Origin of the sequence: Acidaminococcus sp. BV3L6 (assembly GCF_000468835.1) — a bacterium.
In the GTDB taxonomy this organism is placed as follows: domain Bacteria; phylum Bacillota; class Negativicutes; order Acidaminococcales; family Acidaminococcaceae; genus Acidaminococcus; species Acidaminococcus intestini.
In genome coordinates this window covers 37,976-51,283 of record NZ_AWUR01000007.1, presented here as the reverse complement: position 1 = coordinate 51,283, position 13,308 = coordinate 37,976, and the positions used below count along the sequence as shown (strand labels likewise).

18 protein-coding genes are annotated in these 13,308 nt (G+C 50.4%); 6 read left to right on the top strand and 12 right to left on the bottom strand.

Going from position 1 to position 13,308, the window contains the following annotated elements:
- Positions 1 to 7: 7 nt before the first annotated feature.
- The 3 genes from hydE (at position 8) to HMPREF1246_RS01375 (ending at position 2,446) form a co-directional block, all read left to right on the top strand.
- A complete protein-coding gene (gene hydE / locus HMPREF1246_RS01385; protein ID WP_021736482.1) occupies positions 8 to 1,066 on the top strand; it encodes a [FeFe] hydrogenase H-cluster radical SAM maturase HydE in 1,059 nt (352 codons plus the stop codon).
- 232 nt (positions 1,067 to 1,298) lie between these two features.
- Positions 1,299 to 1,706: a hypothetical protein gene (locus tag HMPREF1246_RS01380; protein WP_009015832.1), complete on the top strand. Its 408-nt coding sequence runs from the start codon at positions 1,299 to 1,301 to the stop codon at positions 1,704 to 1,706.
- Positions 1,703 to 2,446, top strand: coding sequence for a DNA/RNA non-specific endonuclease (locus HMPREF1246_RS01375; RefSeq protein ID WP_021736488.1), 744 nt, complete (start codon positions 1,703 to 1,705; stop codon positions 2,444 to 2,446). The genes HMPREF1246_RS01380 and HMPREF1246_RS01375 overlap by 4 nt, the downstream gene beginning before the upstream one ends.
- Before the next feature lie 211 nt (positions 2,447 to 2,657).
- Here the strand turns inward: HMPREF1246_RS01375 and coaBC are convergent, their stop codons facing one another.
- Genes coaBC through HMPREF1246_RS01345 form a run of 6 tightly spaced genes read right to left on the bottom strand, consistent with a single transcriptional unit; the run spans position 2,658 to position 6,562 of the window.
- Entirely contained in the window at positions 2,658 to 3,860 is a 1,203-nt protein-coding gene (gene coaBC, locus HMPREF1246_RS01370; protein ID WP_021736502.1) for a bifunctional phosphopantothenoylcysteine decarboxylase/phosphopantothenate--cysteine ligase CoaBC, read from the bottom strand.
- Between the two features lie 12 nt (positions 3,861 to 3,872).
- Positions 3,873 to 4,079: a DNA-directed RNA polymerase subunit omega gene (gene rpoZ, locus HMPREF1246_RS01365; protein ID WP_014128678.1), complete on the bottom strand. Its 207-nt coding sequence runs from the start codon at positions 4,077 to 4,079 to the stop codon at positions 3,873 to 3,875.
- Between the two features lie 21 nt (positions 4,080 to 4,100).
- Positions 4,101 to 4,730, bottom strand: a complete 630-nt coding sequence (gmk, locus tag HMPREF1246_RS01360) for a guanylate kinase (RefSeq protein WP_009016426.1) — start codon at positions 4,728 to 4,730, stop codon at positions 4,101 to 4,103.
- A complete protein-coding gene (remA, locus tag HMPREF1246_RS01355) occupies positions 4,723 to 5,007 on the bottom strand; it encodes an extracellular matrix/biofilm regulator RemA (RefSeq protein WP_009016427.1) in 285 nt (94 codons plus the stop codon). Before remA ends, gmk begins: the two co-directional genes overlap by 8 nt.
- Positions 5,008 to 5,023: 16 nt before the next feature.
- Positions 5,024 to 5,926, bottom strand: a complete 903-nt coding sequence (locus tag HMPREF1246_RS01350; protein WP_016459478.1) for a YicC/YloC family endoribonuclease — start codon at positions 5,924 to 5,926, stop codon at positions 5,024 to 5,026.
- Between the two features lie 12 nt (positions 5,927 to 5,938).
- Positions 5,939 to 6,562 (bottom strand): hypothetical protein, encoded by a 624-nt coding sequence (locus HMPREF1246_RS01345; protein ID WP_016459477.1) that lies wholly within the window; start codon positions 6,560 to 6,562, stop codon positions 5,939 to 5,941.
- 159 nt (positions 6,563 to 6,721) lie between these two features.
- Here HMPREF1246_RS01345 and HMPREF1246_RS01340 point away from each other — a divergent pair, with 159 nt between their 5' ends.
- The 3 genes from HMPREF1246_RS01340 to HMPREF1246_RS01330 are packed head-to-tail and all read left to right on the top strand — an operon-like array spanning position 6,722 to position 9,868.
- Positions 6,722 to 8,446, top strand: a complete 1,725-nt coding sequence (locus tag HMPREF1246_RS01340) for an NFACT family protein (protein ID WP_021736514.1) — start codon at positions 6,722 to 6,724, stop codon at positions 8,444 to 8,446.
- A 49-nt stretch (positions 8,447 to 8,495) separates the two neighbouring features.
- Entirely contained in the window at positions 8,496 to 9,062 is a 567-nt protein-coding gene (locus HMPREF1246_RS01335; protein ID WP_035224106.1) for a helix-turn-helix domain-containing protein, read from the top strand.
- Positions 8,993 to 9,868: an IS3 family transposase gene (locus HMPREF1246_RS01330; RefSeq protein ID WP_021736474.1), complete on the top strand. Its 876-nt coding sequence runs from the start codon at positions 8,993 to 8,995 to the stop codon at positions 9,866 to 9,868. The genes HMPREF1246_RS01335 and HMPREF1246_RS01330 overlap by 70 nt, the downstream gene beginning before the upstream one ends.
- 72 nt (positions 9,869 to 9,940) lie before the next feature.
- Here HMPREF1246_RS01330 and HMPREF1246_RS01325 read toward each other — a convergent pair whose 3' ends face one another.
- The 6 genes from HMPREF1246_RS01325 to HMPREF1246_RS01300 are packed head-to-tail and all read right to left on the bottom strand — an operon-like array spanning position 9,941 to position 13,306.
- Positions 9,941 to 10,792 (bottom strand): protease inhibitor I42 family protein, encoded by an 852-nt coding sequence (locus HMPREF1246_RS01325; protein ID WP_009016444.1) that lies wholly within the window; start codon positions 10,790 to 10,792, stop codon positions 9,941 to 9,943.
- A gap of 14 nt (positions 10,793 to 10,806) precedes the next feature.
- Entirely contained in the window at positions 10,807 to 11,673 is an 867-nt protein-coding gene (locus HMPREF1246_RS01320) for a hypothetical protein (RefSeq protein ID WP_021736520.1), read from the bottom strand.
- Positions 11,660 to 12,163 (bottom strand): hypothetical protein, encoded by a 504-nt coding sequence (locus tag HMPREF1246_RS01315; protein WP_014128681.1) that lies wholly within the window; start codon positions 12,161 to 12,163, stop codon positions 11,660 to 11,662. Before HMPREF1246_RS01315 ends, HMPREF1246_RS01320 begins: the two co-directional genes overlap by 14 nt.
- Positions 12,150 to 12,482, bottom strand: coding sequence for a hypothetical protein (locus HMPREF1246_RS01310; protein WP_009016441.1), 333 nt, complete (start codon positions 12,480 to 12,482; stop codon positions 12,150 to 12,152). The genes HMPREF1246_RS01315 and HMPREF1246_RS01310 overlap by 14 nt, the downstream gene beginning before the upstream one ends.
- Positions 12,463 to 12,927 carry a hypothetical protein gene (locus HMPREF1246_RS01305; RefSeq protein ID WP_009016440.1) on the bottom strand — a complete coding sequence of 155 codons (465 nt, stop codon included), beginning with the start codon at positions 12,925 to 12,927 and terminating at the stop codon, positions 12,463 to 12,465. The genes HMPREF1246_RS01310 and HMPREF1246_RS01305 overlap by 20 nt, the downstream gene beginning before the upstream one ends.
- Complete coding sequence (locus HMPREF1246_RS01300; RefSeq protein ID WP_014128683.1) at positions 12,908 to 13,306, bottom strand: type II secretion system protein; 399 nt, start codon at positions 13,304 to 13,306, stop codon at positions 12,908 to 12,910. Before HMPREF1246_RS01300 ends, HMPREF1246_RS01305 begins: the two co-directional genes overlap by 20 nt.
- Between the last annotated feature and the right edge of the window lie 2 nt (positions 13,307 to 13,308).

Sequence of the window (13,308 nt, the reverse complement as noted above, 5' to 3'; positions counted from 1 at the left end):
AATTGTCATGGATGTTGTCGACCTGCTCATGCAGCGTTCGTCCCTTGCGGATGAACAATATTTGGAGCTTCTGCGCTCCCAGGATCCTTCGCTGCGCAATAAGCTTTTTGCGGCCGCGCAGGAAGCGGTGAATTATCTGTTTCATCGCCGGATCTATATGCAGGGCGTTCTGGAGTTCACCAATCACTGCCCGCGAAACTGCTTTTATTGTGACCTCCGAGAAGAAAACAGGGATAAAAAAAGATTCCGTCTCAATTCAGAGGAAATCCGCGGCGCCCTGAAAGAAGGGTATGAACTCGGTCTGCGCTCATTCATCCTGGAATCAGGGGAAGATCATTACTATACAGATATGATCATGGGCAACCTCATCTCAACGCTCAAAGGGGAGTTTCCGGACTGTGCGCTGGGCCTTTCCATTGGTGAGCGAAGCCGCCTATCTTACAGCCGAATGAAAAAATCCGGTGCCGATCGGTATCTCCTGCGTTTTGAAACGGCAGATCCCCTGCACTTTTCAAGACTCCATCCCCCGTCGGATTCCCTATCAACCAAAATAGACTGCCTAAACGACCTTAAGCTCCTTGGCTATGAGCTTGATACAGGATTCCTTGTCGGGGCTCCTTATGAGATGGCGGAGTATCTTGCCCGTGACCTTACCATGCTCCAGGAAATCAATCCCGATACAATCAGCCTATCTCCTTTTGTTCCAAGGGAAGGAACGAGTTTCCGTCATCAGCTGCCGTGTAACCTGGAAACCTTCCTGCGCCTCACGGCCATCCTGCGCGTGATGTTCCCTAAGGCCAATATCGCCGCCTCTCCCCTTGTTAACAGCATCCATGTCCAAGGACAAGTCATGGCGATTTACTCCGGGGCCAATGTACTTCGTGTCCCCCTCTTCCCGCCGCCCGTGCCTGGCGTCACAAGGCGCAGTGGAGGTGTTTCCCTCCTGCGCCGTCTCCAGTCCCTTTATGCGAGCCTTTCTAGCCATAACTATGAAATGGTCGTAGACCGCGGCGACTCCCTCAGGTTTCTGGAACGCCATCCTAAAGCACCTGCTCAAAAAAACTAATTGGACTTCATTTCAATGGAGTCAGCCCGTCTTTGATTGTTCAAAGACGGGCTCATTTTATAAAACAAACGTTTTCTATCGCTCACGATACCTAAGCTCCAGCCAAAGACTCTTTTCACTATCCAAATAATCTTTTCCCTGCTTCTTCTTTTTTAAGAAAACAGGCATTCGCAGCAAGGATTTTGTTATAATAGACAAAGTACCCAACTTTGCGGAAAGGAACGATGTTACAATGATTCTCATCACATGTGTCGACGATGCAGGCGGCCTGCTCTTTAACAACCGCCGTCAAAGTCAGGACCGGATCCTTAGGAAGGAAATCCTTGCCCAGGTATCGGGTCAAAAACTTTGGATGGACGCCTATACGGCAGCCCTCTTTGAAGGAGAAAATGCTTCTATCGAAGTGGCTGAAGATTTTCTTCAAAAAGCAGGTCCTAAGGAATATGCCCTTCTTGAAGACCGGGAAGCGGCCCCTTACCTGGACCGGATTGAAAAAATTGTGCTCTATCACTGGAACCGGTCCTATCCAGGTGATTTTTTCTTTGATATCGATGTAACAAAGGCCTGGCACTGCGTCTTTACAAGGAGTTTTGCCGGTTCTTCCCATGACAAGATTACAGAAGAGGTATACGAAAAATGAAAAAACTCATGAACTTCGCGGCATCCCTTTTACTTTCCCTCTCACTCATGGCAGCAGGCTGCGGCCAGTCCAAGGAAGCAGCATCCAGAAAGAGTGCGCCCGCCGCGGCGCCCGTCGCCACCCAAAAGGGATCAGCGGCACAAACCTCCTTTGATTTAGCAAGCATTCCTGATTTTTCCGGCAAACCTTATGTTGTCATCAATGACAATGTGCCGAGCTTTTCCGATAAGGACAAGGCTTCCACCAGTTCCTTTGAACACTACAGCAAGCTCGACAGTCTAGGGCGCTGCGGCGCAGCCTTTGCCAACGTAAGCCGTTCTACCATGCCGACTAAAAAACGAGGCGCCATCGGAAACATCAAACCCTCAGGCTGGCATACAGTCAAATATGAAGGCATTGACGGCAAATATCTATACAACCGCTGCCACTTGATTGGGTATCAGCTGACGGCAGAAAACGCCAATCCGCGCAATCTCATTACTGGGACACGATATCTTAACGTAACAGGGATGCTGCCCTTTGAAAACATGGTAGCCGACTATGTCAAAGAAACCAATCACCATGTACTCTATCGGGTCACCCCCATTTTTAAGGAGCGGGAACTTGTGGCGCGGGGTGTTCAGATGGAAGCCTACAGTGTCGAAGATAAAGGTGCTGGAGTCCAGTTCAATGTTTATGTATATAACAACCAGCCTGGAATCTCCATCAATTACGAGACTGGTCGGAGCAAAAAAGCATGAGGCTGCGTCGAAGCAAAAAATGCTCCGATTGAGAGAGCTGTAAGTTTAAAAGAAGAGAGCCAAACCCAGAATCACAATAATACCGCCACGTCCCGCCTTTTTCTTTTTCCTTTGTACTCGATGCGCAGCATCGAACCTATGGCGTCAATATCAAGAAACAATGAAAAATGGTCTGCAGTCACATACAGTGATTGCAGACCATTTTATGCTTTTATTTTTCAGCCGTTTGGTCTCGCACGATATCAAGGATGAGATTTCCGACATCCTCTTTTGACATAAGACCCGGTTCCTTGATGCTTCCATCGGGGAAAAGCAGCTTGACGATGTTTGTATCCGTGCTGAAACCAGCGCCTGGAGCCGTAACGTCATTTGCGACAATCATATCAAGGTGCTTTTTCTGCACTTTGGCGGCCGCGTTGGCAATAAGGTTCTGCGTTTCCGCGGCAAAGCCGACGAGGAACTGATGGGTCTTTTTTTCTCCTAACAGTTTCAGGATATCAGGGTTCTTATCAAGGTCGATGGTGAGGCTTTCCTCATTTTTCTTGATCTTTTGCGCGGCTTTTTCATGGGGCCGGTAATCGGCAACAGCAGCAGCCTTGATCACGGCATCCACCGAATCATAGACGGTGAGGCAGGCATCCAGCATCTCCTGGGTCGATTCCACGGGAATCAGTGTTACATTTCGCGGGGCCGCAAGGGCCGTCGGTCCTGAGACAAGGATCACATCGGCGCCGCGGCGCGCTGCATCGCAAGCAATGGCGTAGCCCATCTTGCCGCTTGACCGGTTGCCGATGAAACGCACCGGATCAATGGCTTCCCGGGTTCCTCCCGCCGTCACGAGGATGCGGCGTCCCCGAAGGTCACCATCCCGTTTTGCAAAAAAGTCATCAAGATAGGCTTTGATGTCTTCCGGTTCAGGAAGGCGTCCAGCCCCGTTGATGCCGCAGGCCAGGTAGCCCGCTCCACTCGGCATGATAAGAATGCCATCCCTGCGCAGCGTTTCCAGGTTGCGCACGACAGCGGGGTTATCGAGCATATTCGTGTTCATGGCCGGACAGATGATCTTGGGCTTATCGCAAGCCATAAGCGTCGTCGACAGAAGGTCATCGGCAATGCCGCCAGCCATCTTGCCAATGATATTGGCCGTAGCCGGTGCCACAACCATAAGGTCACACCAACGGCCCAAGGCCACATGCTCCACATTGAATTCATCATTGCCACGCCACATATCATAGGCAACAGGCGCGCCGCTGATTTCCTTAAATAACAGAGGGGACACAAGCTTTGTGGCGGCCTCCGACATTACGACACGGACCTCTGCCCCGGCCTGGACGAGACGGCTGACAAGGGTGACCACCTTATAGCAGGCAATTCCACCGGTCACACCGATTGCAATCTTTTTGCCCTCTAACACAGTGGACTCCTTTTATTTCTTGGTGTTCGACTTGGGTTCCGCCGTTACAAGCCCCTGGGCAATTTCTTCCATAGCGATGGAAACGGGCTTATTGGATTTGCTTTCCACCAGGGCCGGTGCATGGTCAACAAGCTGGCGAGCCCGTTTGGCAGCCATAATGACAAGGCCATATTTGGAACCTACTTTTTCAGCCAGATAATCAATGGACGGATCAATCATAGTCATGATAACAACACTCCTTTAGTCTTGTTCAGTCGTCTTTTGTTGGCAGATTTCATCAACAATGTAGTAGGTGCGTCCCACTTTGAGATGTTCCACATCGATGATTTTGCTAACCTTGTCCGTGGCTCTTTCCACTTCATCGTTGACGACAATGTAATCATACTTCGAAGCATAGGCTAGTTCCGATGTCGCTGCGCTGAGTCGGCGCTTGATGACATCAACCGCATCAGTCCCGCGTTTATAAATGCGCTTACTGAGTTCATCAAGGGATGGCGGGACGATGAAAACAAACACCCCGTCAGGGTAGCTCTTTTTGACCTGCAGCGCGCCTTGGGGATCGATTTCAAGGACGACGTCAAGGCCTTCGTTCAGCTTATCAAGCACGTACTGACGCGGGGTCCCGTAATAGTTTCCATAAACGGAAGCATGTTCCAAAAGGCCGCCATTTTTGATCATTTCCTCAAATTCCTCACGGGTCTTGAAGAAATAGTTCTTGCCGTCCACTTCTCCCTTGCGGGGTTCACGGGTCGTGCAGGAAACGGAATAGGCCATGTGGTCCCGTTTCTCAAGGAGCCGTCCGCAGATGGTTCCTTTGCCGGCACCGCTCGGTCCAGAAAGGACAAGTAAGATTCCCTGTGGTTTATTCATGGTCTCCTCCTTCTCCAGCTTCGTCGTCAACGTCATCGTCAACGGCAAACCGGTTGGCAATGGTCTCTGGCTGCAGGGCCGAAAGGACCAAATGGCCGCTGTCCATGATGAGGACGGAACGGGTCCGGCGCCCATAGGTTGCATCAATGACGACACCCTTGTCGCGGCCATCCTGGATGATCCGCTTGATAGGCGCCGATTCCGGGCCGATGATGGTAACGACCCGTTGGGCCGATACAATATTGCCAAATCCGATATTGATCAGTTTGATGTCCATTTCCTACTCCTTGCCACTATTGAATATTTTGGATCTGTTCCCGGACCTTTTCAATCTCACCCTTCATTTCAACGACAGTCTGGGTCATCGTCGAATCACTGCATTTGGAGGCAATGGTGTTGGCTTCACGATTAAATTCCTGTACCAGGAAGTCCATACGCCGACCGACAGGATGATCTTCCTGGAGCATCTGGCGGAACTGCTTGATATGACTGTGGAGACGGACCATCTCCTCTGTCGTGTTCACCTTATCCGCATAAAGAGCAACTTCCTGGATGAGACGTGACTCATCCAGGTCCCCGGCTCCATGGGCACGAAGGGCCTCAAGAAGCCGCTCTTCAAGGCGCTTTTCATAATCCTTGACCGCTTCAGGGGCGCGTTCTTCCAGGAAGGAAAGCTTTTCTTCGATAAGGTCTACGCGGCGCGCCACATCTTGGGAGATGTTGCGGCCTTCTTCCTCCCTCATCGCGTCCAAATGGCGCAGTCCCGTCTGGACGGCACCCAGCATATGGGGCCAGAGCGTTTCAAGATCGATCTTTGCCTCTCCGGGGATGACCACATCGGGGCACTTTGCCACAAAAAGAACCTCCCGCCCCTCATCAACCGCGCCTTCATGAGCGCCCAAAAGGGCTGAAAGTTCCTTCAAACCATCATGATAAGCCTTTGCAAGGCCTTTGTCAATTGTAATCTGACGGCCTTCCGTTCCCGTATAGGCTGCATTGACAAAAACGTCCATATGTCCCCGGCTCACATCATCCAAGATCACCTTGCGCATCCGGTTTTCAAGGGGTGCCAAGAAGCGCGGCATGCGGATGGACAGTTCCGCATAACGGTGATTCACGGTCTTGATTTCAAAGGTAAAGGAAAACGAATCATCCTGATAATCGCCACGTCCGTAGCCGGTCATACTCTTTAACAACGTAGGGCCCCCTTAGTTTACTTTGTCAAGTTTCAGCACGTACTCCCGCGTTCCACCGACCTCATCAGTTACAGCAAGGACCATGGTCCGCTTGGGATCGAGCTTCTTGAGGTCAAAATAGATATAGTACTGATCATCCCAGACATTGACCGTGACGACGCCGCCCGCGGCGGCACTGTTCACCTTCATCTTGCGCCGAGCCGCATGGTTGAGATTCGTGTAATAGGGTTCCACCACATTGGTGCCCTGATACATCTTGACCTTGAGGAATTTCGGTTCAAGCTTGGTCGTCGTACTGATTGTGACACCGAGGGCAAGCACACCGTCATAGGCCTTGGCCACCTTCATGCCCCGGCTGATTGTGGGAGTTCCCCCATTTTCCGCAAGACTCTTGGCATCGATGGCTGCCATAAGATAAGGCGTGTACATAACCGTTTTTTCCCCGACGCCATAACGGTTCGTCTGCTTACGGTCGTAGACGGTCCAAGGCGCTACCAGTTCAAGGTCTGACGCTCCTTTGCGCTGGGATCCGTAAAGCTGGGCAGCAGCAATATTGTTTTCCGTAAGGGGGAGCATGGCGTAAGCCGATTGGGTCAGTGTCAGAAGGGCAACAAGCAGCAATCCTGTTTTTTTCATTCCATAATCTCCTTTGCGGTTTGACCAGAAAGAATCCACATATTATACTGTGTGAAGTGCCGTCTGGCATCTTACGATTGCAGACCACGCATAATGTATCCATATATTATATAAAAAAACGGGAAATCGTGCAAATATAAGCCAAAAGGAGGCTTTTTCATGAACCTCGAAGGCATGACCTTACGCGTTCTTACTAAAGAGCTGCGGGACCATCTGGAAAACGGCAGGATTTATAAGATTTTCATGCCGAGCCGCAATTCCCTGCTCCTTCAGATTACGCTCCAAACCCATACCGAAAACCTGCTCATTGATCTATCCGGGGATTCCCCCCTCGTGACACTTCCCGAGCGTCTTCCTGAACGGCCAGATAGGCCGCCCAGTTTCTGCATGCTCCTTCGTAAACACCTTGAAGAAGGCCGCATTACGTCCATCACGCAGCTGGGCCTTGACCGCGTTCTTGTCATAGGCATCGATCTGATTGGCCGGGAACGCAAGATCATCACAAAAAAACTGATTCTTGAACTGACAGGAAAAAACAGCAACATCATCTTTGTTGATGAAACAGGGCTCATCGTCGACGCTCTCCGCCACATTGGAAAGAAAGAAAGCCGCGTGCGCCAGATCTTGCCAAATAAGCCCTATGAAGCGCCGCCCCTTGGGGAAGGCATTTCCTTTCTTGAAGGTGACCCCCATGCCATCAGGGAGGCTTGTGTGGCAAGCGGGAAAGATAGTCTCACCGCCGCCCTCATTGCGGTAACTGTCGGCATCGGAAAAGAATCCGCCCAGGAGACCGTCTACCGTGCAGGCTTTGACAAGGCACCGGCCCTATTTTCCCTAAAGGAAGCAGCGGCCCTTGAAAAAGCCATCTTCTCCATCCAAGAAGAGGTAAAAGCCCATCTGACAGGGGAAATCCAGACCGTCATGGCCCAAATCGATGGGCGCAACCGGATGAAGCACCTAACTGCCTATGAGGCCCATGTAGCGGAAAAGATGACAGCCCGTTCCTTTCCTTCCCTCTTAGCCGCCCTGCTGTATAGCGCCAGCCTCGTTCCCATCCAGATTCCCGAAAAGGACACACTGCAAAAGCTCGTCCTCAGCCACATGGCAAAAACCAAGAAAAAACAGAAGGCCCTAGAAAAAGATCTCCTGCGGGCCGAAGACGCCGATACTCAAAAGATCATGGCCGATACACTTATGGCTTATGGAACTGCCATAAAGAAGGGGGAACAGGCAGCAACGCTCCAAAACATCTATACCAATGAACCCCTTACCATTGCGCTCCAGCCCCAGCTGACGGCCATAGAAAATGCCCAGGCCTACTACAAACGCTATAACAAGTACAAACGGGCAGTGAGCGAGATTCATACCCAGCAAGCTGAAACGGATAGTCTCCTTGCCTATCTGGAAAGTCTTGACGCGTCCCTGGATACAGCCATCACCAAAGGGGATGTTTCAGAAATCAAGGAAGAAATCATTGCCCTTGGCCTCCTTCCCAAGCCCCGTAAAAAGATGGCGGTCCAGTCCAAATCAGTTCCGCTTAAAGTCGTTCTTTCGGAAGACACCCTCCTTTATGTGGGAAAAAACAACAAGCAGAATGACTATGTCACCTTCAAACTAGGACGCGCCCATGATCTTTGGTTCCATGCCAAGAACATTCCGGGCTCCCATGTCATTCTGAAAACGACCCTTCCAAGCCCCAGGGAAGAAGATATCCTGCGGGCTGCTCAAATCGCCGCTTACTACAGCAAAGGACGCTTTTCCAGCCGCGTTTCCATCGACTGCACGCAGCGCCGCTATGTAAAAAAGCCAAACGGAGCCAAGCCGGGCTTTGTCATTTTCACCAACCAAAAAACCATCAACGCGGAGCCAAAAAAAGAACCGTGACCCAATGAAATGTACCCTCTTTACTAGACACCCAGTAAGGAGGGTACATTTGCGTTATACGACTGAATTTAAGCTGATGTGTGTAGAACTTTATCGTCAAGGTAAGTGGGTAAAAACACCTAAAGGAATTAAAACAGCAAATTTCCGTAACAAGATTCGTACTTGGAATCGTATCGAACAGGCTGGCGGACCGGGAGCATTGTGTCACAAAGCACATTACAAGGCATGGTCCCCAGAGGAGAAACTTGAATTGGTTTCACAAGTAAATGCCGGACAGTCAATGATGGCTGTCGCCTGTCAATATGGTATGAGCTATGGTCTTTTGTACCAATGGGTTCGTAAATACAGAGAAGAGGGGTATAATGGGCTCGTAAGTAAAAAGAAAGGTCAGCATAGAAAGGGTCAGACCATGAAAAGAAATACGAAGAGCCCCAAACCATTAAATGAAAGTGAACGGGAAGAATTAATTCGTCTGCGCGCAGAGAATGCCTACATAAAAGCGGAGAATGCTGTAATAAAAAAACAAATCGCCTTGAGACGACAAAAATGGGCTGCGCAGCTCAAGGCGAAAAAGCAGCAGTCATCCAGGAACTCCGCCAGGAAGGACACCCGTTAAAGTACCTGTTAAAATTCTCGGGATTAGCGAAGTCGACCTACGACTATGAATTGAAGCGTACCGATCGTGTAGAAGAAAGAAACAAATCAATTACGGAAACAATCTGTCACATATTCGAGAAAAATAAGCAGAGATATGGTGTTCGGCGCGTTTGTCACGAGCTGGTGAACCGCGGCTTCCATATCAATCACAAACGGGTGCAGCGTATCATGCATGACCTGAAGTTGTTTGGCAAGCGTCCGAAAGAAAAGTACCATTCGTATAAAGGAGAAGTCGGAAAAGTGGCCGGCAACATCATCCAGAGAAACTTTAAAGCGGACAGGCCACTGCAGAAATGGACAACGGATGTAACACAGTTTCATTTCTCATGGGGAAAATGCTACCTTTCCCCTATCCTGGATATGAATACGAACGAAATCATCTCCTATGATTTAGCGATGATTCCTAATCTTAACCAAATCAAAAGGAGGCTGAACCGAGCTTTTAAGAAATTCAGGAATTTACAGGGGTTAATTATGCACTCGGATCAGGGATGGCAGTATCAGCATGAATTTTACAGAAGTGAATTGAAAAAGCATGGAATTATACAGTCAATGTCGCGTAAGGGCAACTGCTATGACAACAATATTATGGAGACCTTTTTTGGTCGGATGAAAAATGAAATGTATTACGGAAGCGAAAAAGAATACACTTCGTTCAAGGTATTTGCTAAAGCAGTGAAAGAATACATTCACGATTTCAACAAGGAAAGGATTCAGAAAAAAAAAATGGATGCCTCCCGAAATATATCGGGAAACATCCACTAATGCCATTTAACTAATTTATATGCGTCCAGTTTTTGGGGTACACATCACAAAGGTCCGGTTCTTTTTACTTTTTTATTTGACGGCAAAATGGTAGACAAGTTCATTAAAAGGCGTCTTGGCCGTCTTCTTTCCATAAAGGGCCGTAACCTCATAGTTTCCAGGCTGACTGAACGTCAGGAACAAAATGGTTTGACCCGGGGAACCACCGCGGCCCGTAGGGTTTTCCATGGGCAAATAGAAGGAATGCCCCATGTCGACAACGCCGCGACCTAGGTCCGCGCCTGTAAGGGTCCACTCAAGACCTAAGGACGGGTTGGCATCAAGATAGAGGGCAACAAGCTCGCCCGGCTTCACGGATAGGGTCTTTCCGGCTGCTTCCTTGGTCAGCTTGTAGCTCGTGAGAAGGCGCGCCCCACCGCCAACGTTGATGGCCCCCGTAAGGTCAGCATAAGGAATCAGGTTCGTAAAGGGGCCTCCATCCGTACTTTCTGCCAGGATGCCCGTTTCCCCAAAGACATAATGCTTGCCGTCAAGGAGCCGCTCATAGTCTGCACTTTTTGTGTAGAGCAGGTCCTTTTCATCAAGGACGCTGCCAGCTTCCGTATCAATGGTGACACCGTCATAGACCGTACGCTGGCCTTCCGCTTTCAGAACAAAACTAACAAGGCTCGGACGGTTGAGAGTGATTTCATAGGAAAGGCGAGCACCTTCCCCAGCCTTTTTCTGCAGGGCTTCTGCCCGGGACCGCAGAATTCCATTCACATTATTTTGCAGATAAGTTTCCCGCAGCCCATCAATATAAGGGACCGATCCCCCCAAACGTGGATCTGCGACAACTGTCGTATGGCCAAAAGCAAAGCCTGCCGCTGGCGCTGCCAAGAGGGCTGCGCAGGAAAGGGCCAACATCCATTTCTTTCCAATCATAAGGTAACCTCCGCCTAAAAGATATAGGGTGTCCGGTAGGGGGTAAGGAGGGATTCATCCCGCCTGTAGCGCGTGCCTTCCCCCAGGGTCACAGACCGCCCTGCAGCCATTATACCATCAATTTGTGAATAATCTCCGACAATCAGTCGTTTCGGCGTAAAAAGAAGAACCTTTTTGAGTACGGCCCCCTGCCCGACAACAATATCAGAAAAGCTAAAGATGACCATGGGCCCTGTCAGTTGGACGCCGTCATTGAGAACTGCCCCATAGGGCGCTACTACAAGGGCCCTTCCTGTGACCGCCATGTTCGGGGGAATCCGAAGTGCTTTTTTGCGGGCCACATAAGCGTAGCCCCGAAGTGGCATCTGAAGGAACGGCCCTGTAGGGAAATCAGGTCCCTTCTTGCTGATTTCGTCAAAGTCGCCTTCCAGGAAGAGGGGAAAAGCCGCCGTGTAAGTCGTCTTTCCCGGTGCAAACAACGTTTGATAATGAGGGTGCATCCTTCCACCTGGGGTCGAAACTTCATAGCGCGAAGCGGACCGCAGGACCGCTTCGTCAGTGCTTTGAAGTTCCGTTTTTTCTTCCTTCACAAGCGCTTTTCCTACTTTGCGTGTTTTCACAACCAAGCGATACATAGGCTCTCTTCCGCTTTTTGGACCGCGCACAACAAGGCGATGGCCTTCTCGGGCAAAAGACTCTCCTTCCCTTGCCTTACAGAAGGAAAAGAAAAGGGCAGTGCGTTGCTCCGCTTGCCAAAGAAAGCGCTGCTTTTCGCATCTTGAATAAAGACTCCGGACAAGATTCATGATAAGGGACGCGGCCGCCACAATGAGAACAAGGATAACCCCCGTTACAACCCCCCTTCTTCTACCAAAGTCCATAGGCATAGACCTCCTTAAAGGGGCGCCTTGCCCCGTTTTTGACAAGGACAAAGGTACAGGAAACCGCAATCTGGTTACTTTCCTGTTTTTCAGCATGAAAATCAAGGATCCGTAAATGAGGCCCCGTGAGCGGATTGATGCCAGGCGGCTTCATTCCTTCCTGGGCGCTGATGTAAAGGGTTTCCCTTCCAGATTGGGGCGAGGGCGCCGCATAGTACTGGATCGTTTGATACGGGGAACGGGTCCATAGCTCCAGCACATCGCCGGAGCTCCCTTTTTTGATGGAAACAGCAAGTGCTTCATAACGAAAATAATGTTCAAAGCGGCAGTCAAGATCCACCGCTGCCCGGCGCAGTTCCCAGCTGGATAGGAGCTTCGATGACAACGCGACAAATCGCCCGCCGGCCCTTGCGCAAAGGCTGATGAGGAGTGCGAAAAGAAGGACGAACAGCATACATTCAAAGGCCACAAAGCCCTTATCTTTTTTCATAGCGTACCACGCGGGCAAGAAGCCGCCGACAAGGCCGTTCATAGATGGCTGCCTGCCGTTCCTTGATCTGGGGCAGTTCAGGAACGATTCGCTCTGTTTCCACCCACAGATAGGGATCCAAAAGGGGAGCCTTCTGACCTGTAGCGGCAAAATGACGCAGGACCTTTTGAGCGTAGGCCCGGGCCTCCCAAGTACGCGTCCACCATAATCCGAGAGAAAAGGCCTCCAGGATGAAAAAACACAAAAGGGACATGAGCCATGTGGCAAATAAATAATCGATGAGGACGAATCCTCGAGCCTTAGGGCAGGTGCGCAGCATAGGTCAGCCGCCCCCTTACTGGTTCAAAAGTGAATTCCCGTTTTTCCGTTCTATTATTTGTTTCAAGGAAAATGGTCTCCATCCCGCCTTTAAGGGCACCGCTCGTTGTAAAGACAAGCTGCCGTGGCCCGCTGATGGTAATGGAAGGCGCCTCAAGGTCAAAGGAAAGGGGCCATTCCCTAAGCTTTTCATGCCTGACACAGATGCCCTTTGGCCCTACGTCCGCCCTATAGACGGGACGATTCTCAAGGAGGGCCCCATCCTGGGCCGCGGCAATGACGCTGGCTGCCTCGTAGGTCCAGAGGGCAAGGCGGGAATAATCCTGTTCATGTTGGATGGTCCTCAATAGGGGCAGGGAAAAGACGAGGAAACAGGTCAGAAAGCTGATTCCGACCAGCATGTCCCCTATGAGAAAACCAGCGCGCTTACGCATCAGTGCCGCCATGACCGCCCTTCTTTCCTAATTCACTGCTGCGCACCGTTTCGCCGCTGCTCAAGGTGCCAGAAAAAACGCATCCGGTTCCCCCGTTTTCTGCGCTTTCAAGGGTAATCCCCCCATAGTCCTTATCCGGGGCATACTTTCCCTTGACAAGCTCGTCAACGGACTGAGGAGCCATGCCCTTTTCCATTTCATAGACCTTCGCCGCACTGTCAAGTGTGGTCAAATTCATGACCAGCTGCGTATCGTGGGATTTATTCATGGCACTTTTGATGGAAGGAATCAAGGCTGCTGCCATAACGCCCAAGATGGCAAGGACAATGAGGATTTCAAGGAGGGTAAAGCCTTTTTTCTTTTTTATTTGGGATCCTTTGTCTTGCTTCATAA